General features: G+C 66.2%; 17 protein-coding genes and 1 riboswitch. Of the genes, 6 read left to right on the forward strand and 11 right to left on the reverse strand.

Going from position 1 to position 20,691, the window contains the following annotated elements; translation table 11 throughout:
- Nucleotides 1-430: 430 nt before the first annotated feature.
- The 5 genes from lnt to JLZ96_RS00610 all read right to left on the reverse strand — a co-directional run bounded on the left by lnt (nucleotide 431) and on the right by JLZ96_RS00610 (nucleotide 6,062).
- Nucleotides 431-2,008: an apolipoprotein N-acyltransferase gene (lnt, locus tag JLZ96_RS00590; RefSeq protein WP_201009341.1), complete on the reverse strand. Its 1,578-nt coding sequence runs from the start codon at nucleotides 2,006-2,008 to the stop codon at nucleotides 431-433.
- Nucleotides 1,998-3,593, reverse strand: a complete 1,596-nt coding sequence (locus JLZ96_RS00595) for an amidohydrolase (protein WP_201009342.1) — start codon at nucleotides 3,591-3,593, stop codon at nucleotides 1,998-2,000. Before JLZ96_RS00595 ends, lnt begins: the two co-directional genes overlap by 11 nt.
- The gene (locus JLZ96_RS00600) at nucleotides 3,590-4,147 is read right to left on the reverse strand and encodes an FxsA family protein (protein ID WP_201009343.1); all 558 of its coding nucleotides are present in this window, start codon (nucleotides 4,145-4,147) and stop codon (nucleotides 3,590-3,592) included. Before JLZ96_RS00600 ends, JLZ96_RS00595 begins: the two co-directional genes overlap by 4 nt.
- A gap of 81 nt (nucleotides 4,148-4,228) precedes the next feature.
- Entirely contained in the window at nucleotides 4,229-4,885 is a 657-nt protein-coding gene (locus tag JLZ96_RS00605; RefSeq protein WP_027497113.1) for a response regulator transcription factor, read from the reverse strand.
- Nucleotides 4,886-4,901: 16 nt separating this feature from the next.
- A complete protein-coding gene (locus JLZ96_RS00610) occupies nucleotides 4,902-6,062 on the reverse strand; it encodes a sensor histidine kinase (RefSeq protein ID WP_032370549.1) in 1,161 nt (386 codons plus the stop codon).
- 17 nt (nucleotides 6,063-6,079) lie between these two features.
- On the opposite strand from JLZ96_RS00610, the gene JLZ96_RS00615 reads away from it, so the two are divergent.
- The 3 genes from JLZ96_RS00615 to JLZ96_RS00625 are packed head-to-tail and all read left to right on the forward strand — an operon-like array spanning nucleotide 6,080 to nucleotide 9,742.
- On the forward strand, nucleotides 6,080-6,847 hold the full coding sequence (locus tag JLZ96_RS00615) for a TSUP family transporter (protein ID WP_032370548.1): 768 nt from the start codon (nucleotides 6,080-6,082) through the stop codon (nucleotides 6,845-6,847).
- 10 nt (nucleotides 6,848-6,857) lie between these two features.
- Nucleotides 6,858-8,384 (forward strand): TldD/PmbA family protein, encoded by a 1,527-nt coding sequence (locus tag JLZ96_RS00620; protein ID WP_032382028.1) that lies wholly within the window; start codon nucleotides 6,858-6,860, stop codon nucleotides 8,382-8,384.
- A complete protein-coding gene (locus JLZ96_RS00625) occupies nucleotides 8,381-9,742 on the forward strand; it encodes a metallopeptidase TldD-related protein (RefSeq protein ID WP_201009344.1) in 1,362 nt (453 codons plus the stop codon). The genes JLZ96_RS00620 and JLZ96_RS00625 overlap by 4 nt, the downstream gene beginning before the upstream one ends.
- Before the next feature lie 39 nt (nucleotides 9,743-9,781).
- On the opposite strand, the gene JLZ96_RS00630 is transcribed toward JLZ96_RS00625, so the two are convergent.
- From JLZ96_RS00630 to cobN, 3 genes are all read right to left on the reverse strand, one after another.
- A complete protein-coding gene (locus JLZ96_RS00630) occupies nucleotides 9,782-10,207 on the reverse strand; it encodes a VOC family protein (protein ID WP_032365857.1) in 426 nt (141 codons plus the stop codon).
- Nucleotides 10,208-10,295: 88 nt separating this feature from the next.
- The gene (locus JLZ96_RS00635; protein WP_027497107.1) at nucleotides 10,296-10,676 is read right to left on the reverse strand and encodes a PPOX class F420-dependent oxidoreductase; all 381 of its coding nucleotides are present in this window, start codon (nucleotides 10,674-10,676) and stop codon (nucleotides 10,296-10,298) included.
- Nucleotides 10,677-10,694: 18 nt separating this feature from the next.
- Nucleotides 10,695-14,300, reverse strand: a complete 3,606-nt coding sequence (gene cobN, locus JLZ96_RS00640; RefSeq protein WP_094622163.1) for a cobaltochelatase subunit CobN — start codon at nucleotides 14,298-14,300, stop codon at nucleotides 10,695-10,697.
- Nucleotides 14,301-14,367: 67 nt separating this feature from the next.
- Nucleotides 14,368-14,499: riboswitch (cobalamin riboswitch) on the reverse strand.
- Between the two features lie 82 nt (nucleotides 14,500-14,581).
- On the opposite strand from cobN, the gene cobG reads away from it, so the two are divergent.
- From cobG to JLZ96_RS00655, 3 genes are read left to right on the forward strand one after another with little or no spacing between them, the layout of a single operon-like run.
- A complete protein-coding gene (gene cobG, locus JLZ96_RS00645) occupies nucleotides 14,582-15,712 on the forward strand; it encodes a precorrin-3B synthase (protein WP_201009345.1) in 1,131 nt (376 codons plus the stop codon).
- A gap of 54 nt (nucleotides 15,713-15,766) precedes the next feature.
- Entirely contained in the window at nucleotides 15,767-16,393 is a 627-nt protein-coding gene (locus tag JLZ96_RS00650; protein WP_027497104.1) for a precorrin-8X methylmutase, read from the forward strand.
- A complete protein-coding gene (locus tag JLZ96_RS00655; RefSeq protein ID WP_027497103.1) occupies nucleotides 16,390-17,883 on the forward strand; it encodes a precorrin-2 C(20)-methyltransferase in 1,494 nt (497 codons plus the stop codon). The genes JLZ96_RS00650 and JLZ96_RS00655 overlap by 4 nt, the downstream gene beginning before the upstream one ends.
- Here JLZ96_RS00655 and JLZ96_RS00660 read toward each other — a convergent pair.
- The 3 genes from JLZ96_RS00660 to JLZ96_RS00670 are packed head-to-tail and all read right to left on the reverse strand — an operon-like array spanning nucleotide 17,866 to nucleotide 20,632.
- Nucleotides 17,866-18,612, reverse strand: coding sequence for a cobalt-precorrin-6A reductase (locus tag JLZ96_RS00660; protein ID WP_032365812.1), 747 nt, complete (start codon nucleotides 18,610-18,612; stop codon nucleotides 17,866-17,868). The two genes, JLZ96_RS00655 and JLZ96_RS00660, sit on opposite strands and share 18 nt — an antisense overlap.
- Nucleotides 18,609-19,901 (reverse strand): precorrin-6y C5,15-methyltransferase (decarboxylating) subunit CbiE, encoded by a 1,293-nt coding sequence (cbiE, locus tag JLZ96_RS00665; RefSeq protein ID WP_230591942.1) that lies wholly within the window; start codon nucleotides 19,899-19,901, stop codon nucleotides 18,609-18,611. The genes JLZ96_RS00660 and cbiE overlap by 4 nt, the downstream gene beginning before the upstream one ends.
- Nucleotides 19,874-20,632: an SDR family NAD(P)-dependent oxidoreductase gene (locus JLZ96_RS00670; protein WP_094622160.1), complete on the reverse strand. Its 759-nt coding sequence runs from the start codon at nucleotides 20,630-20,632 to the stop codon at nucleotides 19,874-19,876. Before JLZ96_RS00670 ends, cbiE begins: the two co-directional genes overlap by 28 nt.
- Nucleotides 20,633-20,691: the final 59 nt, after the last annotated feature.

The following is a 20,691-nucleotide window of genomic DNA, read 5'->3' on the forward strand; positions in this document are numbered from 1 at the left end:
CTTGTCGGATTGAAACAGGGAAGAACCCCGTTTTCACCGGGCGGGCTGCATCGCGGGAACCTCACGCGAAGTAGAGCCGATCGACGGTGTCCGTGAACTCAGGAACACGGTTCCCCCTCCCTGTCAGGCGCTCGATCCGGACGCGGCATCGATGCCGATTGTTCGCTCCCCTGACATCGTGACCGAGGCGGCGTTCGGGGGTACGACGGCGGCCGCATCCTGGACCTCCAACACCTCCAGCGGCTTACAAAGATACAACATCGGCCAAGTTCTTTTGTGCGGTAGTCCTAGTGGGCATCGATTGTTCGGGGAAGCTTGTTACAGGATCGCTTGTGTGCGCCACCCGGCCACCGTTTTTACATCGAACGAATGATAGTGATTCGGACCGGCGATGCGCCGAATACCGACCCGAACGAACTTGACGATTGTTTCATTCACGAAGCCGTCGACGTCGGACGTCGACGAGCGTCGCGATCAAGCCCACTGCCGCGGCCAGAATCAGCGCCAGCTCCGTGCCGAAACCGATGCGCGTTGCCGGTGTGAGCGAGCTCCGCAGTTCGACCGTCGATACCAGTACATCCGGCTCGAACAGCGGGGTTTGCTGCAGGACGTTCCCCTCGGGTCCGACTACGGCACTGACGCCGCTCGTCGCCGCAACCACGACGGTGCGTCCGTGTTCGACGGCTCGCACCCGCGACATCGCCAGCTGTTGATACGTCATTTCCGTATCGCCGAACGTGGCGTTGTTGGTAGGGATCGCGATGAATTGCGCACCCGAACGAACGGACTCGTCGAGGGCCCGATCGAATGCGACTTCGTAGCACGTGGCTATTCCGGCCGCCATTCCTGCAGCGTGTACGACACCGTTTCCATTTCCAGGAACGAAATAACCCGCTCGATCGGCGTATTCCGAAAACAGCCGAAAAAAACTTCGGTACGGCAAGTATTCACCGAAGGGCTGAATGATCTTCTTGTCGTGCCGCTCCCCTGGTCCGTCGGCACCGTTCCATGCGATGACGGAATTGGTGTTCGTGTTGTTCGCGTTGACCAGGACGGTGCCCACGAGAATCGGGGCACCGACGGCAACCGACGCCTGCGTGATGAGCGTCGCAGCGTCGGAGTTGCGCAGCGGGTCGATATCCGACGCGTTCTCCGGCCACACGACGAGATCCGGCGCGGGTTGTTTGCCCGCGTCGACATCGGCGGCCAACGCCATCGTTTCGCGCACATGGTTGTCCAGCACCGCGCGTCGCTGCGCGTTGAAGTCCAGCCCCAGGCGAGGAACACTGCCCTGAATGGCAGCGATCGTCGCCGTGCGATCGCCGTCCCCGGTGTCGTTCGTGTGCAGAGTCGGGATGAGCGACACCGCAGTGATCGATGCGATCGCCGTGGTCACGACCGGTCCGACGAGCGATCGGGCGGTGACGCGACGCGTGAGTGTCAGCACCAGCGCGGCCAGTCCGGTACCGGTGAGCGCGACCCCGAAACTGAGCAGCGGTGCGCCTCCGATGCTCGCCAACGGAAGCAACCAGCCCTCGGGTTGTCCGAACGCCAGCCGGCCCCACGGAAATCCTCCGAAAGGAACGCTCGCCCGAAGCCACTCGGCGGCGCTCCACATCAGTGCCATCGACAGCGGCCACCACGCGCTCCGCGCAACCAGCACGGCCGTCATACCGAACAGACCGAGGAATACCGATTCGGCTGCGGCCAGCGCGAGCCACGGCACCGGGCCGACGTAGACGCCGATCCACGGGAGCAGAGGAACGAAGAAGGCGAGGCCGGCCACGTAGCCGTATCCGAATCCGCCTTTCAGCGACACCGATCGCCGACCGCCGAACCCCGTCAGAACCAGTGCCAGTACTGCGATGCCGATGGGTGCCAGAAACCAGAGCGTTCGCGGCGGAAAACTGGCGAAGACGAGCGCGCCGGCAACGGCAGCCAGGACGGTCGACAGCGCAGGCCCGTACAGCCGGGTCAGTCGCGCGGTCGAGGAGTTCTCACTGCTCATGAACGACCCGTCCACGGTGCACCGTCATCGAGCAGCGGGGACCGACGGACGACGCCTCGAGGCTGGGCAGCGGTGCCACGCCCGCACGGGGGTCGGTCGACCACCGTTGAACGCTGTCCTTCGGTGCTCGCACGACGAGCTCGTCCACGTCCCACACCGCAAAGGACGCGGGGGCTCCCGGCACCAGTGTTCCGGCCAAACCGTCGCGCACTCCCCCCGCCCGCCATGCACCGCGCGTCGCAGCCGAGAACGCAGCACGGGGCGACACCGAGCTCCCCGGAGTGCGGTGGTTCGCCGCAGCCCGGACCGTCGCCCACGGATCGAGGGACGTCACCGGCGCATCGGAGCCGAACGCCAGCGAGACTCCCGCAGACGCCAGGCGTGCGAACGGGTGGAGTTGGGCAGCGCGCTCGGCACCCAGACGCGCGGCGTAGAGGCCGTCGGCTCCGCCCCACGCCGCGTCGAACGCCGGCTGCATGCTGGCGATGACGCCCCACGACGCCAACAGGTCGGCTTGCTGCGCGGACACCATCGCCACGTGCTCGAGCCGGTGTCCGCAGGACGCGACGGCGGGTGTGCCCAGATCGGCGACCACCCGGCCGAATGCAGTGACGGCGGCCGACACAGCGGCGTCGCCGATGACGTGGAAGCCGGCCTGAATTCCGGCCGTCGTGCAGGCGGCGATGTGTGCAGCTATGGCGTCGACATCTGCGTACGACACACCGGTTCCGGGACCATCGGCGTACGGCGAGCTCAACCATGCGGTGTGCGACCCGAGGGATCCGTCGACGAAGATATCGCCTGCCAATCCGTGGGCACCGGTCTCTTCGAGCAATTCGCGGGCGCGTTCGGCGGTATCTGCCAGCTCGCCCCAGTAGCCGCGTATTTCGACGCCGTGCTCGGTGTTCATGAGTTCTCGGAAATCGACGATGCCCGACACCACCGGTCCTGCACATTCGTGGACCGCGACGATTCCGTGCGCCGCTGCTGCATCGAGCGCAGCAGCCCTGGCCCGGCGTCGGGTGTCGGCGGTGAGCAGCGAGCGAGCGGTCTGCCGAGCACGATGGTGGGCGTCTGCGGTCAATGGAGACTGTTCGGAGTAGCCGGAGGTGGCGTCGGCAGCGGACGCGGCGAACCGCAACCGGGTGGATACGGCGGCAGAATGCGAGTCGACTCGGGTGAGGTACACCGCTCGTCCGGGAGCAGCCGCATCGAGTTCGGCGGTGGTGGGAGGACGTTGTTCGGACCAGGTCGACTCGTCCCAACCGTGACCCCAGAGCAGTTCGTCTTCCGAGGATGCCGCATGTTCTCGCACCATGCGCAGGCACTCTTCGATCGACGTGGACCGGCTCAGGTCCAGGCCGATCAGCGACAGTCCGAGGTCGGTCACGTGAACGTGCGTGTCCACGAACGCCGGAGCAACGAAAGAACCGGCCAGATCGGTGATGGGAACGCCGGGGTGCAAGGCTCTTCCGGTGCGATCCTCACCGATCCAGCTGATGATTCCGTCGGTCACGGCCATGGCGGTGGCATCGGGAGCCGAAGGACTGTAGATCCGTCCGCCGCAGAACAATTCGGTGGTCACGAGCGACCAGTCTGCCCCTGCCGGTGGGGCTTGGGGAAATCCCCGGCAGCGGGATCGACGCGGCCCGGGTCGATCACCTCACCCTCGAGAACGAGCGACGGCCCGGTGGTTCGTGGTCCGCGATTCTCGTCGGCCGTACGGTCGTCGAGTACCTCACCGTCGATGACCGTGGGGCGCATGCGCCGAGTGGACGCCGCGACTCGGGGCAGCCACCGCGCGGCCGCCCACAGCACGGCAGGCCGGAGCAGCCAGCGAGTCGGTGGGATCAACAGCAACAGGCCTACCACCGTGGTCACCAGGCCGGGCACGAACATGGCCACCGACCCTGCAGCGAAGAGTGCGCCGTCGGCCACGGCTCCCTCGGCCGAGCGTTCACCCTGCGATGCGCGTCGCAGGCCGTCCAGTACCCGCCGGCCTTGCGAACGGACCAGCAACGAACCGACCAACGATCCGGCGATGAGCAGCACCACGGTCCACAGCACACCGAGTGCACTGCCCACAGCGACCAGGGCTGCGACCTCGACCACTACGTAGAGCACGAACAGAGCGAGCATGACGGTCCTTTCTTCGCTTGGTCCGTACAACGTCCGGCACAGTCGTTTTTCTCCCGATGCGTCCTGTTTGCCTGGAGATTCTCAGGATCCGGGTCTGACGAGGCCGGATTCGTAGGCGAGTACGACGGCTTGCACTCGGTCACGTACTCCCAGTTTGGTCAGTATTCGGCCGATGTGGGTCTTGATGGTCGCCTCGGACAGGTGCAACACCGTCGCGATCTCGGCATTGGACAGCCCGGTTGCCAGGTGCGCCATGACCTCTCGCTCACGCCCGGTCAGGCCGTCCAGTACCGATGGGTCGACGGCCGGCTCGGTGCGCTCGACGAACCGCGACAACAGCCTCTTCGTGACTTTCGGTGATACGACGGCGTCACCCGCAGCCACGCTCCGAATCGCGGATACCAGATCCTCGGGCGGTGTGTCCTTGAGCAGAAATCCACTGGCTCCTGCCCTGAGCGCACCGAGTACGTGCTCGTCGAGATCGAACGTCGTCATGACCAGAACCCTGGTGTCCGATCCCGATTCGGTGATCGCTCGAGTGGCGGAGACCCCGTCGATCCCGGGCATGCGGACGTCCATCAAGACCACGGCGGGCGCCAACCGTGCCACGGCTTCGATGGCACCGGAGCCGTCGGACGCTTCACCGATCACCTCGATGTCGTCCTGGGCTTCGAGCACCATGTTCAGGCCCATTCGCATCAGTTCCTGGTCGTCCACGACGACAACGGTGATCGGCACCGACACAACCTAACGCCTACTCGATCGGCAGTCTCGCCCGCACGAGCCAGGAGCCCTGGGGTGTTCGACCGACCTGCAACGTGCCCTGCAACACCGCGACTCGCTCCCGCATCCCCACCAGTCCGTGTCCTCCGCCACGGGTCGGTGGCGCCGCACTGCCGGTGCCGTTGTCGGAGATCTCGACGGTGACGGTGTCTGCTTCGCGTGCGACCCGCACGACGGCTCGTGGGGCATGGCCGGCGTGCCGAAGAACGTTCGTCAGCGATTCCTGGACGAGTCGGTGTACGCCGAGACTGATCGCCGGGCTGATGTCGTCGAGATTGCCCGTCTGTTCCAACTCGACGTTCAGGCCGGCTCGACTCATCATTTCCACGACGCGGGCCAGACCGGCCGTGCCGTACTCGGGCATGTCGTCCGCGTCGGGGGTCGTCCGCAGCAGCGCGACCGTCCTACGCAGTTCGGCCAGCGCCTGCCGGCCCGTCGCCGAGATGTTGGCCACCGCCTGCTCGGCACGTTCGGGGTTGCGCCGGATGGCATACGACGCCCCGTCGGCCTGGACCACCATCACGCTCACCCCGTGGGCGACGACATCGTGCAGCTCGCGCGCGATGCGTGTTCTTTCCATGAGCACGGCCTCCTCGGCGCGGCGATCCCGGTCGTACTCGGCCACGATCAGTCGGGCTTCCATCGCCTCGTCGTATGCGCGTCGGGCACCGAGGAATTCGGCAGCGACCCACGACAGTGCGTACAGCAGAGCGCTGAACAGCAGCGTCGTGAACAACGGCTGGTGGAAGAGCAACAACGACGACACCGAGTAGGCGGCCACACCGGCGGCGTAGACGGCCCCCTGTGCGCGGCCGACGTAGGCCACCAGGGTGTAGAGCATGATCGGCAACGCCAGTGCGGCCGGATGGCCGTTGGAGGTATCCCCGACCATGGCTCCCCACACGTCGGCGACGAACGTCGACACGAGCGCCACGGCCGCCACGGACCTGGGGAACCGACGCCGCCACGCGACGGGAACGGTCAGGACCACCGAGAAGGCCAGAAACAACGGCCCGTTCAGGCCGTCGGCCGAACTCACGAAAACGAGAATCTCGATGACGAAAAGCCCACCGGCGAGCAGTGCGTCGGCCACGAACGGTTGGCCACGGAGCCACAGGCTGAATCGACGCATGTGATTGAGTTTGCCGTATGACTGTCGCGGACTGGGGATTGTTGATGGCCGCCGCGACGGCAGCAGGATGGGTCGACGCCGTGGTCGGCGGCGGCGGTCTCATTCTGTTGCCGGCGATCTTGCTCGTGGCACCGCAACTGACACAGCAGGCAGCCCTCGCGACCAACAAGGCGACCGCAGTCTTCGGAACAGTCGCCGCCGTCGTCACGTTCGCCCGCAAGGTCTCGCTCGACTGGAAGGTGCTCGTTCCTGCCGGCGCGATCGCGGCGACGACCTCGGCGGCGGGCGCTGCCGCGGTGTCGTTGATCGACCGCGACCTCTTCGTGCCGATCATCATGGTCGTGCTGGTCGGCGTTGCGGTACTGGTGACCTGCCGACCGACCATCGGTCGTACCGCGGCACCGTCGCCCCCGACCCATCGCAAAGTTCTGATCGTGATCGGCCTCGCCGCAGCCGGCATCGGGTTCTACGACGGCATTCTCGGACCCGGCACCGGCACCTTCCTCATCATCGTCTTCGCGACGATGCTGGGCACCGAGTTCGTCCGCAGCGCCGCGATGGCAAAGGTGATCAACGTCGGCTCCAATGTCGGTGCGCTGACCTACTTCGCATTCACCGGCAGTGTGTACTGGCAACTCGGTGCTGCGATGGCCGCCTGCAATGTCGTCGGTGCGGTACTCGGTTCGAGGACGGCGGTCGCCAGGGGCGCAGGCTTCGTCAGGATCGTGTTGCTCGTCGTCGTGATCGGCATGGTCCTACGCCTCGGCTGGCAACAATTCGGCTAGCGTCACAGTCGTGACGACACCATCGGACCGGTCGGTCGACGCCGATTTCCTCGCCCTCCCCCTGCGAGAACTTGCCGACGCGGCCCTGAGCGCGGCGCGCACGGCCGGAGCCTCGCATGCGGACTTCCGGGTGCAGCGGCTGACGACCCAGTCGATTTCACTGCGCGACGGCTCGGTGCAATCCGCCGTCGACGCGGGGGAAATCGGGTTGGCGGTGCGGGTGGTCGTCGACGGCACCTGGGGTTTCGCCTCTCACGCCGAGCTGAGTACCGACGCGGCTGCCACCACGGCGCGGCGTGCGGCCGAGGTGGCGACGGCGTTACGCGTGCTCAACCGCGAACGGGTCGAACTCGCGCCCGAACCGGTGTACTCGGACGCGGTCTGGGTCTCGCAGTACGAGATCGACCCGTTCGACGTTCCCACCACCGACAAAGTGGCGCTGCTGGCCGAGTACTCGGCCAGGTTGTCCGCCTCTGACGGCGTCGACCACGTCACGGCGTCGGTGCTGCAGGTCAAGGAACAGTCGTTCTATGCCGATTCGGCGGGCAGCTCGATCACTCAGCAACGGGTACGACTACACCCTCAGTTCGAGGCCACTGCCGTGGACCGAGCGGCCGGTGCGTTCGATTCGATGCGGACATTGGCACCGCCCGTCGGACGCGGCTGGGAATACCTCGGTGAACACAGCACGTGGGACTGGGCGGACGAACTCGCGCGCATCCCGGAGTGGCTGGCCGAGAAGGTCAAGGCCCCGTCGGTGGTGGCAGGTCCGACGGATCTCGTCATCGATCCCACCAACCTGTGGCTCACCATCCACGAATCCATCGGACACGCAACGGAATACGACCGAGCGATCGGGTACGAGGCCGCCTACGCCGGGACGTCCTTCGCCACACCCGATCAGCTCGGAACCTTGCGTTACGGCTCACCCATCATGCACGTCACCGCAGACCGGACCGAGGTGAACGGTCTCGCCAGTATCGGCTACGACGACGACGGCGTGGCCGCGCAGAAGTGGGATCTGGTTCGCGACGGAACACTCGTCGGCTACCAACTCGATCGGGTCTTCGCCCCGAGGCTCGGACTGGAACGGTCCAACGGATGCTCCTACGCCGACTCCGCACATCACGTTCCGATCCAACGCATGGCGAACGTGTCGTTGCAGCCCGATCCCGACACCGACCGGTCGACCGAGGAGGTCATCGCCGCGGTCGAGGACGGTATCTACGTGGTCGGCGACAAATCGTGGTCGATCGATATGCAGCGGTACAACTTCCAGTTCACCGGACAACGCTTCTACCGGATTCGAAACGGTGTGCTCGACGGCCAGGTGCGCGACGTCGCCTATCAAGCGACGACGACGGATTTCTGGGGTTCCATGGAACTGCTCGGAGGTCGCTCCACCTGGAAACTCGGTGGGGCGTTCAACTGCGGCAAGGCCCAACCCGGTCAGGTCGCCGCGGTCAGTCACGGTTGCCCGGTCGCACTGTTCCGCGGGGTCAACGTCCTCAACACCCGATCGGAGGCAGGTCGATGATCGAGCCGCAGCAGGTGATCGAACGTGCGTTGGCGTGTGCGAGCGTCGACGACACCGTCGTCCTCGTCACCGACTCCAGCGACGCGACGCTTCGGTGGGCGGGCAATTCGATGACCACGAACGGCGTCTCCACTTCGAGGCAGTGGGTGGTGGTGTCCATCGTCCGGAACGGGGACGTGGCGCGGGTGGGCTCGGTGTCGTCCACCAGTGTCGATCCGAGCGAGATCGCGGACGTCGTGCGTGCCAGTGAAGCAGCGGCCCGCGCCGCCGAGCCTGCGGACGACGCGATGCCGCTGCTGACCCCCGATTCCGAGCCGGACGGCTGGGATCGACACGCGCAGGCCACGTCCATCGACGTGTTCGGTTCGCTGGCAACGGAACTGAACGTCGGATTCGACGGCCGAGACACGTTGTACGGATTCGCCGAGCATCGCGTCGACAACGTGTGGCTCGGAACCTCGACCGGTGTGCGGCGCACGTTCACACAGCCGACCGGGTCGATCGAGATCAACGGAAAGCGGTCCGGTGCGAGTGCCTGGGTGGGGAAAGGTACAGCCGATTTCCGCGACGTGTCGGCGGCATCGATGCTCGACGAATTGTCCACCAGGCTGGGCTGGGCGCAGAACACCGTGGAGCGTCCCGCCGGTCGGTACGACACGGTGTTGCCGCCCTCCGCCGTGGCCGATCTGATGATCTACCTGATGTGGACCATGGAGGGGCGCGGGGCCCAGGAGGGTCGCACCGCACTCTCGCGGGCCGGTGGCACCCGAGTCGGCGAGAAGCTCACCGAGCTGCCCCTGACGCTGCACTCCGACCCTCGCGAGCCCGGTCTCGGGTACGCGCCGTTCGTCGCGGCGGGCTCCTCCAGTGATTCGGTGTCGGTGTTCGACAACGGTCTCGGCATCGACCGGGTCGATTGGATCCGGGACGGCGCGATCGCAGCACTGGCCTATACCCGCGCCGGAGCCCGGAAGTTCGAGGTACCCGTTGCCGTCCCCGGGGAGAATCTGATCCTCACCGGCGGCAGCGACACCGGGATCGACGCGATGGTCGCGTCGACCGAGCGCGGGCTGTTACTGACGACACTGTGGTACATCCGAGAGGTCGATCCGACGTCGTTGCTGCTCACGGGTCTCACCCGCGACGGCGTCTACGCCATCGAGGACGGCCGGATCATCGGAGCCGTCAACAACTTCCGCTTCAACGAGAGTCCTCTGGATCTGTTGCGACGTGTCACCGAGGCCGGACGGACGGAGGCAACACTGCCGCGCGAGTGGAAGGACTGGTTCACTCGCACGGCAATGCCGCCGCTGCGCATTCCGGACTTTCACATGTCCTCGGTCAGCGCCGCGCAATAGGGTCTGCGGGGTCTTTCCCGCAGGCCCTGCGTCCGACCGTTACTTGTCGGGTCCGGACAGCTCGAGCGCGATGTTGTCGGGGTCGCGGAACTCCACGATGGACAGTCCGGGCCCTGCGTCCTTGATGCCCTCGTGCGCGATGCCGAGCTCATCGAGCGTCTTGACTGCATCCTCGAGCGCGGCACGGGTATCGACGGTGAAGCTGAGGTGGTCCAGCCCGCAACGATCTTCGGCGAAGGTGTCGTCGCTCGGCGCGACCGGGCGCAGACCGAGCAAACCCCCGCCGAACTTGTAGATCACACCGCCGAAGAGGAACCACAGGGCTTGTTTGGTCTCCTCGTCCGCGTCGGGATCCCAGGCGTAGGCGACCTCGAAGCCGAACACCGAGTCGTAGAACGATCGGGATCGGTCGATGTCACTGACGGTGAGTCGGACATGGTTGTAATCGGTCACTGCAATAGGCACGTGGTGCTCCGTTCCGGCAGCAGGGGAAGCCGCCTCATGAAGCATTCGGAACTGCGCATACCAACGATGGTGTCGTCGTGCAGACCGGTTACGCGGGAGTGATCGCGAGCCCGACCGAGCCGCTCTTGCCCCTTCGAAGAACGCTGCCCTTCACGGTGAGCCAGCCCAGGATGCCGTACTTCGACACTATCGCCGCGCGCGCTTTCTCGGTGCCGGCTGCATCGAGGATCTCGGCTGTCGCGTCGACCGCGTCACCCTGGGGTTTGCCGCGCATGTCGCACGGTGCGAGCAGAACCTTCGAGTTACGGCGAATGCGCTTGACCTTCCACGAATCCGACACCGTCCACACGAGCAGACGATCACCGTCGAGCGCACCCCAGAGCGGGGTCGGTACGGCGGTGCCGTCCTTCTTGAACGTCGTCAGCAGTACGTACTTGCCCTTGGCAATGTCCTCGAAGGTGGCAGTCATACCGAGAAGGGTACGTCGCTACTCCCCCTCGAGCTCACCTTCGGTTTCCAGGTACACCTGGCGCAAGCCGTCGAGAACCTGCTTGTCCGGCTCGGCCCACATCTTGCGCTCCGCGGCCTCGAGCAGTCGTTCGGCAATACCGTGCAGTGCCCAGGGATTGGACTGTTGCATGAACTTCTGGTTCTGCTCGTCGAGCACATAGGTCTCGGCCAACTTCTCGTACATCCAGTCCTGCACCACATCGGTGGTGGCGTCGTAACCGAACAGGTAGTCCACGGTCGCCGCCATCTCGAACGCACCCTTGTAGCCGTGCCTGCGCATGGCTTCGAGCCACCGAGGGTTGACGACCCGAGCGCGGAAGACGCGGGCGGTTTCTTCCGAGAGTGTGCGCGTGCGAACCGATTCCGGCCGCGTGCTGTCACCGATGTATGCCTCGGGCGACTTTCCGGTCAGCGCGCGCACCGTCGCGACCATGCCTCCGTGGTACTGGAAGTAGTCGTCGGAATCGGCGATGTCGTGCTCACGTGTATCGGTGTTCTTGGCGGCCACGGCAATACGCTTGTACGCAGTGCGCATGTCGTCCGACGCGGGTACTCCGTCGAGTCCGCGGCCGTAGGCGAAGCCGCCCCAGGTGGTGTACACCTGAGCGAGGTCGTCGTCGCTGCGCCACGTCTTGCTGTCGATCAGCTGAAGCAACCCGGCACCGTACGTTCCTGGCTTCGACCCGAAAATGCGTGTCGTAGAACGTCGTTCGTCACCGTGTTCGGCCAGATCGGCCTGCGCGTGTGCACGGACGTAGTTCTGCTCGGGCTCCTCGTCCAACGCAGCCACCATCCGAACCGCGTCGTCGAGAAGGGCGAGCACGTGCGGAAACGCGTCACGGAAGAATCCACTGATCCGAACCGTCACATCGATGCGAGGGCGGCCGAGCTCGTCGAGGTCGATCACCTCGAGGCGCGTCACCCGGCGCGAGGCCTCGTCCCACACCGGGGAGACTCCGAGCAGAGCGAACACCTCGGCGATGTCGTCGCCCGAGGTGCGCATGGCCGAGGTGCCCCACACCGAGAGACCGACGGATTTCGGCCACTCGCCGTGATCCTGGCGGTAGCGTGCGAGCAAGGATTCTGCCATCGCCTGACCGGTCTCCCACGCCAGTTTCGACGGCACGGCCTTCGGGTCGACCGAGTAGAAATTGCGGCCGGTAGGAAGCACGTTGATCAGGCCGCGCAGCGGTGATCCGCTCGGACCCGCCGCGATGAACCCGCCGTCGAGAGCGTGCAACACCTGCTCGATCTCGCGGGAAGTTCCGCGTAGACGCGGTACCACCTCGGCGGCGGCGAACCTCAGAATCTCTGCGACCACGTCACCGTGTTCGCCCGCAACCCGCTCGGCCTCGGCCGGATTCCACTGCGTCGCTTGCATTGCCGCGACCAGTCCGTGCGCGACGGCCTCGATGCTGTCGACGCGCGTGCGTTCCTCGTCGCCGTCCTCGCTGAGCCCGAGAGCTTCGCGTAGACCGGGCACCGTCTGCTCGCCGCCCCACATCTGCCGAGCGCGCAGCATCGCCAGCACCAACTCGACCTCGGCATCGCCGACGGGCTCCTGGCCCAGGATGTGCAGCCCGTCGCGGATCTGCACGTCCTTGATCTCGCACAGCCATCCGTCGACGTGCAGCAGCATGTCGTCGAACACTTCCTCGTCGGGACGCTCGTCGAGTCCGAGGTCCTTGTGCATCTGTGCCGCGGTCATCAGTGTCCAGATCTGCTGGCGAATGGCCGGTAGCTTGGCCGGATCGAGAGCCGAGATGTTCGCGTGTTCGTCCAGCAGCTGTTCGAGCCGAGAGATGTCTCCGTAGCTCTCCGCTCGCGCCATCGGCGGGATGAGGTGATCGACGAGAGTGGCGTGGGCTCGCCGCTTGGCCTGTGTGCCCTCCCCCGGATCGTTGACCAGGAAGGGATAGATCAGCGGCAAGTCGCCCAGTGCAGCGTCGGTGCCGCAGGAGGCGGACATGCCGAGGGTCTTGCCGGGGAGCCATTCCAGGTTGCCGTGCTTACCGAGATGAACCATCGCGTCGGCCCCGAAGCCGCCGTCCTCGCGGGCTGCGGAGATCCACCGGTAGGCGGCCAAATAGTGATGGCTCGGCGGCAGATCCGGGTCGTGGTAGATCGCAACGGGCTTCTCACCGAATCCGCGCGGCGGCTGAACCATGATGACCACATTGCCGAATTGCATTGCTGCGATGACGATCTCACCGTCGGGATCAGCGGAACGATCGACGTAGAGATCACCCGGTGCCGGTCCCCAATGTTCGATCACGCCCTCGCGGAGGTCGTCGGGAAGCTGCTCGAACCAGGTGCGGTACCGGGCCGCCGAAATGCGAATGGGATTGCCCTCGAGCTGGGCGTCGGTGAGCCAGTTGGGGTCCTGACCGCCACGGGCGATCAAGGCGTGGATCAGTGCGTCGCCGTCTCGGGCCGCCAGACCGGGCACCGAATCCGGGCCCTCGAGCGGTCCGAGGTCGTAACCGGCCTCACGCATGTCCGACATCAACGCGATCGCGCTGGCGGGAGTGTCGAGGCCGACGGCATTGCCGATGCGGGCATGTTTGGTGGGATACGCCGAGAACATCAGGGCGATTCGTCGGTCGGCGGCCGGGATGTGTCGGAGCCGCGCATGGCGGACGGCGATGCCGGCGACGCGTGCTGCTCGCTCGTGGTCCGGAACGTACGTGGTCAGGCCGTCGTCGTCGATCTCCTTGAACGAGAACGGAACCGTGATGAGGCGGCCGTCGAATTCCGGGACAGCGACCTGCGTGGCCACGTCGAGGGGCGAGAGTCCGTCGTCGTTCTCGGACCACGTCGCGCGGGAACTCGTCAGGCACAGACCCTGCAGGATCGGAACGTCGAGGGCGGCGAGCTCGGCGACATCCCAGGCTTCGTCGTCGCCGCCTGCCGAAGCGCCGGCGGGTTTGGTGCCGCCCGCAGCCAGCACGGTCACGATCAAGGCATCCGCCGACTTCAGCGTCTCCAGCAGGTCGGCTTCCGCCGTACGCAGTGACGCACAGTAGATGGGCAGTGCGTTCGCCCCGGCGTTCTCGACTGCGGCGGCGAGGGCATCGATGTAGGTGGTATTTCCGGCGAGATGCTGAGCGCGGTAGTACAGAATCGCCACCGTCGGGCCGTCGGAGTGCTGGTCGGAGTTCCGCTCGAGGTGGCCCCACGTCGGCAGGTGTCGAGGGGCATCGAAACCGTGACCGGTGAGGAGCACCGTGTCGGACAGAAAGTTGTACAGCTGCCGCAAATTGCCCGAGCCGCCCTCGGCCAGATAGTTGTGCGCTTGGGCGGCGACGTTGGCGGGCACCGTGGAGATCTCCATCAGATCCGCATCCGGGGCCTGTTCGCCGCCCAGCACGACCACGGGCAAACCGGTGGCCAGGACGGCCTCGATTCCCGACTCCCACGAGCGACGCGATCCGAGAATGCGGACGATGATCAGCTCGGCCGATTCGGCCATCGACGGGATGTCTTCCGCCAGCAGGCGGGACGGGTTGCCCCACGTGAAATCGGCCCCACTGGCGCGGGCACTGAGCAGATCGGTGTCCGATGTGGACAGCAACAGAAACACGGGTAACGCCCTCCTCGGGGTTTCGCGCCCCTGGATCGGTGAATCGTCCTAGCTCGTCGGTGAGAGGGTCCGACTTCCGCCCCGTCCCGAAGGCACGATCCTCGAGAACAGGTCCCGAGAACCATTCCCGACGAGCTGTTCTCGACGAACTACAGGGCGGTCACGGTGGCGCGACCGTACCGGGATTTCACCGGTTTCCTCTCGGCCGGAGCCGTGAACATCGAATGCTACCGGTGCCGGGACGAGATCGGGCCACCCGTCGCACTTGTAGCCTGGTGAACATGAGTTCGCCCAGTAGGTCCGTGCCCGACGGCTGCCCCGGAGCTCTGTCGACGCACCGCGCGGCGGACGGTCCGTTGGCCAGAATCCGGCTCCCGGGCGGCCTCGTGCTGCCGGAGCAGATGCAGGTCCTGGCCGAGGACGCGGCCGAGCTCGGCGACGGCTCGCTCGAACTCACGTCGAGGGGCAACATTCAGGTTCGTGCGGTCTCGGACCCGGACGAGCTCGCGAACAGGTTGGCCGCCGCCGGGTTGCTGCCGTCTCCGACGCACGAGCGCGTGCGCAACATTCTCGCCTCGCCGCTGTCGGGCCGGGTCGGCGGACTCAACGACGTCCGCAGTCTCGTCGGCGAGCTCGACGCTGCCGTGTGCGCTCGCCCCGAGCTCGCCGGACTGCCAGGCCGGACATTGTTCGCCCTGGACGACGGCCGTGGGGATCTGTGCGGACTCGAACCCGACTTCGGGGTGTACGCCCAGGCCGACGGGTCGTTCGCAGTGCTGTTGGCAGGACGCGACAGCGGTGTACGCGTCGACCGCGAGCACGTGGTCTCGACTCTGCTCGACTGCGCGGATGCCTTCGTCCGGTTGCGCCACAAGGAATGGCGACTGGCGGAACTGGACGGCGGTGCCGCGCGCATCGTCGACGTGCTCGGGTTGCAGGCCGGACCGGTACTGGCCATGCCTGCGCCGGTCGAGGTGCCACCGATCGGCTGGCTCGATCAGGACGATGGCCACGTTGCGCTCGGCGCAGGTCTGGCCAACGGCGTCCTCGGCGCGCGGTTGGCCGAATTCCTCGCTGCCGTCGATCGTCCGCTGATCGTGACGCCGTGGCGATCGCTGATCGTGGGTGATCTGGACGAGGAACCGGCCGAACAGGTCGTTCGAGTTCTCGCACCCATGGGCCTGATCTTCGACGCCGCGTCACCGTGGATCCGAGTCAGTGCCTGCACCGGATCGCCCGGTTGCGAGAAGTCCCTCGCCGACGTCCGAGCCGACCTCGCGGCCGCGGTCGATGCGCGGATGACGCCACGGGACGAGCGGCAGCATTGGTCCGGTTGCGAGCGTCGATGCGGCCGACCCAAAGGCGAGGTGACCGACGTCATTGCGACGGGAATCGGCTACCAGGTGTCCTGAGCACCTGGAGACCGGCTTCCGGCTGAGGGGTCCCTCTCCCCTATCGTGACACGCATGCACGACTACATCCGTGACGGCGCGGAGATCTACCGCCAGTCTTTCGCAACCATCCGCGCCGAAGCGGATCTGTCTCGGTTCACCCCGGACGTCGCCCAGGTCGTCGTGCGCATGATTCACGCTGTCGGTGAGATCGACCTGACCGAGACGATCGGCTTCACGCCCGACGTGGTGGAGTCCGCCCGAACTGCCCTGCGCGCAGGGGCACCCGTGTTGTGCGACGCCAACATGGTTGCCGCCGGTATCACTCGTCGCCGTCTGCCGGCCGACAACGAGGTGCTGTGCACCCTGTCCGATCCTCGGGTGCCGGATTTGGCTCGGAGTATGGGCACCACGAGAACCGCTGCCGCGCTGGAGTTGTGGGGTGACAAGCTGGGCGGTGCCGTCGTCGCGATCGGAAACGCGCCGACCGCCCTGTTCCACCTCATGGAAATGCTCGCGGCCGGAGCTCCGAAGCCCGCAGCCATCGTCGGCGGCCCGGTCGGATTCATCGGCGCTGCGGAGTCGAAGGAAGACCTGATAGCCGCCGACCTCGGCGTGGAATATCTGGTCGTCCGGGGCAGACGCGGTGGCAGCCCCATCACCGTCGCCGCGGTCAATGCCATTGCGAGCGAACAAGAATGAGCTCCAGCGGAAAGTTGTGGGGAGTGGGCGTCGGCCCGGGCGACCCGGAGTTGTTGACCGTCAAGGCCGCTCGCGTGATCGGCGAGGCCGATGTCGTCGCGTTCCACAGTGCTCGGCACGGTCGCAGCATCTCGCGCGCCCTCGCGGCCGGTTACATGCGCGACGGGCAGATCGAAGAACACCTGGTGTATCCGGTGACCACCGAGGCGACGGCTCATCCCGGTGGGTATCAGGGGGCCATCGACGAGTTCTACGAGTCCGCTGCCGCACGGCTCGCCGCTCATCTCGACGCCGGCCGATCGGTTGTGCTTCTGGCCGAGGGCGATCCACTGTTCTACAGCTCGTACATGCACATGCACAAACGCCTGGCACACCGGTTCGAGGTCGAGGTGGTTCCCGGCGTGACCTCGGTGAGTGCTGCATCGGCCGCCCTGGCGACTCCATTGGTGGAGCGCGACGAGGTTTTCACCGTCCTCCCCGGCACCTTGCCGGTGAACGAACTCACTCGCCGACTCCGGGGCACCGACGCCGCGGTCATCATGAAACTCGGTCGAACCTATCCGACCGTGCTCGATGCATTGGAACGATCCGGCAGGCTCGACGAAGCGCGGTACGTCGAGCGGGCCAGTACAGCCGAGCAACGCGTCCTCGATGCAGCCGACGCGGACAACGTGCCGTACTTCTCGATGATCGTCGTGCCGAGTCCGTCGAATCGAACCGACATGCCCACCAGCACCGGCGAAGTGGTCGTCGTCGGTCTCGGTCCGGGCGACGACGTGTGGACGACGGACGAAGTGCGAGCCGAACTCGCGGCGGCGACCGATCTGGTCGGATACATCACTTACATCGATCGAGTTCCTCAGCGACCCGGCCAGATTCGGCATGCAAGCGACAACAAGGTCGAATCCGAGCGCGCGGCATTCGCCCTCGACCTCGCCAAACAGGGTCGCCGCGTCGCTGTGGTGTCCTCGGGTGATCCGGGCGTGTTCGCGATGGCGACAGCGGTCATCGAGGTTGCAGCAGAACAGCAGTGGAGTTCGGTACCGGTACGCGTGGTCCCGGGAATGACGGCAGCCAATGCTGTTGCCAGCCGCGTCGGCGCGCCGCTCGGACACGACTACGCCGTCATCTCCCTCTCCGATCGACTCAAGCCCTGGGACGTGGTGGCCCGACGGCTCTCGGCAGTGGCCGAAGCCGACATGGCGATCGCGATCTACAACCCGGCGTCGAAGACCCGCACCTGGCAGGTCGCGGCCATGAAAGATGTTCTGCTCGAACATCGTTCATCGGAGACGCCGGTGGTGATCGGGCGGGCGGTAGGCAGTGCGCAGGAATCGGTGCGCACCGTGACCCTCGGCGAACTCGATCCCGAGTCGATCGACATGCGGTGCCTGCTCATCATCGGCTCCTCGATGACGATGGTGGTGGAGACCGGAAGCGGTCCGAAAGTGTTCACGTCGCGGCGCTACCCGTCAGGGAGTGACGCGTAGGCGTTCGATCAACCACCGAGCGGCGGCATCGACCTCGTCGACCGTCGATGCCGAGATGTCGACGGTGGGTCGCGAGATCATCAGAACGGGAATCGAGGCCGATCGCGCCGCGTCGAGCTTGGCGCGGGTCATCGTGCCGCCGCTGTTCTTGGTGACCAGCAGGTCTATTCGGTTGTCGGCGAGCATTGCCGACTCGTGCGCGAGGTCGAACGGCCCGCGGCCGAGCTCGAGGGTGGCGCGAGGGGGAACGGCACCGGTCGGTGGATCTATCGAACGAATCAGGAACCACGCATCGGCGACTCCGGCGAAATGGTGAACGCCTTGCCTGCCGATGGTGAGGAACACCCGACTACCCGGTTCTATCGATGCGGCCGCCTCGGGTAGGGATGCCACGGTGGTCCACTGGTCGTCCGCCGACGCGATCCACGGTGGCCGGGTCAGCACGAGATGAGCGACACCGGTTGTCCGAGCAGCGTAGTCGGCATGCGCGGTGATGGTGGCGGCAAACGGGTGCGTCGCGTCGACCAGTGCATCGACGGCGTTGTCTCGAATCCACTGTGCCAATGCGTCGGCACCGCCGAAACCGCCGATCCTGGTATGGCCCGACACCGGCGCCGGCTCGGCGACGCGCCCGGCCAGCGAGGTGATCAACTCGATCCCGGGCACGCCGGCCACGGCGGCCGCGAGTTGCCTGGATTCGGACGTGCCGCCCAGGAGTAGGACCTTCACTGCTCGTCCGCATCCGCCCCGTCGGGCGCACCCCAGGGTTTCGTCACGCACCACTGGGTGACCGGCAGTTGTGGTCGCCAGGTGGTGAAGGACCCCAACGGCTCACCCCGGTAGATCTGGAACCGGCGCAGCCTACCGCCGTATCGTGCAGCTGCCGAGAGCAGCAGTGAATCCGATTCTGCGGTCACCGAATTGGCGACCAATCGGCCACCGGGACGCACGGCCGCCCAGCACCGCTCGATCATGCCCGGCTCGGTCGCCCCGCCGCCGACGAACACCGCGTCCGGAACGCCTGCACTGCCGGGGACCTCTTCGAAAGCCCCGGGCGCAGTGCCGAGCACGGCCAGCCCGGGCACCCCGAGCCGTTGTGCGTTGGTCGTGATCTGGTGTCGACGATCCCCGGACGACTCGAATGTCACTGCGCGACACGATGGATCGGTGCGCATCCATTCGATGGCGATCGTCCCCGAGCCTCCGCCGACGTCCCACAGGACCTCGCCGGCTCCGGGCGCCAACGCGCACAGCGTCAGTGCGCGCACTTCCTGCTTGGTCATCTGACCGTCGCCGGTGTACTGCGAATCGGGCAGGCCCGGAACGCGAGTGAGTCTGGTGGCGCCGCGATCTCGAACGCATTCGAGCGCGACAACGTTGAGCGGGTCGGCGTCGGCGAACGTCGAGTCCGTCGCCGTCCCCCGGGTGACGCGTTCGGCCGGGCCGCCGAGTTGTTCGAGCACGCTCACCGTACTGGCACCGAAACCGTTGTCACGCAAGAGCGCACACACGTCACTCGGTGTCGAGCTGCCTCGGCTCAGTACGAGAAGTCGACGACCGTGGCCGAGTTCCGGGAGGACGGTCTCGACCGGGCTGTTCACCAGCGACACCGTCGTGGTGTGCGCGAGCGACCAGCCCAGACGCGCACAGGCAAGCGAAACCGACGACGGTGCGGGATACACCCTCAGACGTTCGGCACCGAATTCGCGAGCCAGGCTCACACCGATACCGTGAAACATCGGGTCGCCACTGGCCAACACACACACGGTCCGGCCGTCACAGGAGTCGATCATCGGCCGCAGGCTCGGCAGCAACGGACTGGGCCACGCACGAGCGTCAGCGCACCTGTCCCCCACGCCGGCAAGCTGCCTCGCCGACCCGAAGACGACATCTGCCTGCTCGACCACGACACGTGCGACAGCAGACAGTCCGTCCCAACCGTCCGCGCCGATTCCCACCACTGCGATGGGATGAGGGTTGGGCTCCGCCATCAGCGCGGCATCCTGCGCCACAGCCATTGCGGAAGCAGTCGCATCGCGAAGAACACCGGCCGAAGAGTGCCGGGGATCCACACCGTCGACTTCCGGCTGCGCAGCGCAGCCACCACCGCGGCGGCCACCTGATCGGGTGTGCTGGACATCGGCGCCGGGTCCATGCCCTCGGTCATCGAACCGATGACGAACCCCGGGCGCGCGAGCAACAAATGAACGCCGCTGCCGTGCAGGGAATCGCTCAGTCCGCTGGCGAAGCCGTCCAGACCCGCTTTGGCCGAGCCGTAGACGTAGTTGGCCCGCCTCACCCGGACACCCGCGACGGACGAAAAGACCACCAGATCGCCGCTCTTCTGCGCCCGCAGTACCTTCGCGGCGTGGGTGAGGACGGAAACCTGGGCCAGGAAGTCGGTCGTGATCACCTCCAGCGCATGCCCGGCGTCGTCCTCGGCGCGCGTCTGATCCCCCAGAATCCCGAACGCCAACACCACGATTCCGATGGGTCCGTGCCGTTCCACGACGGAGCGCAGGAGTTCCTCGTGGGTGTCCATGGCGTTCGCGTCGAACTCGACCGCATCGACGGTCGTCGCGCCTGCCTGCAGCACACGTGACCGTTGCGTCGCCAGGTCGGAACTGCGCCGAGCGGCCAGTACGACGGTTCGTCCCGGTGCCAGCCGAGTGGCGACCTCGAGACCGATCTCGCTTCGGCCGCCGAGCAACAACAACGTTCCCGAGGCGGGTTCAGATCGTCTGCTCACGCCGAACAGTCTCTCCGATCGAGCCCCGCTCGTGGCAGTCGGGGCACGTCACTACAGTC

The organism is Rhodococcus sp. NKCM2511 (genome assembly GCF_014905595.1).
In the GTDB taxonomy this organism is placed as follows: domain Bacteria; phylum Actinomycetota; class Actinomycetes; order Mycobacteriales; family Mycobacteriaceae; genus Rhodococcoides; species Rhodococcoides fascians.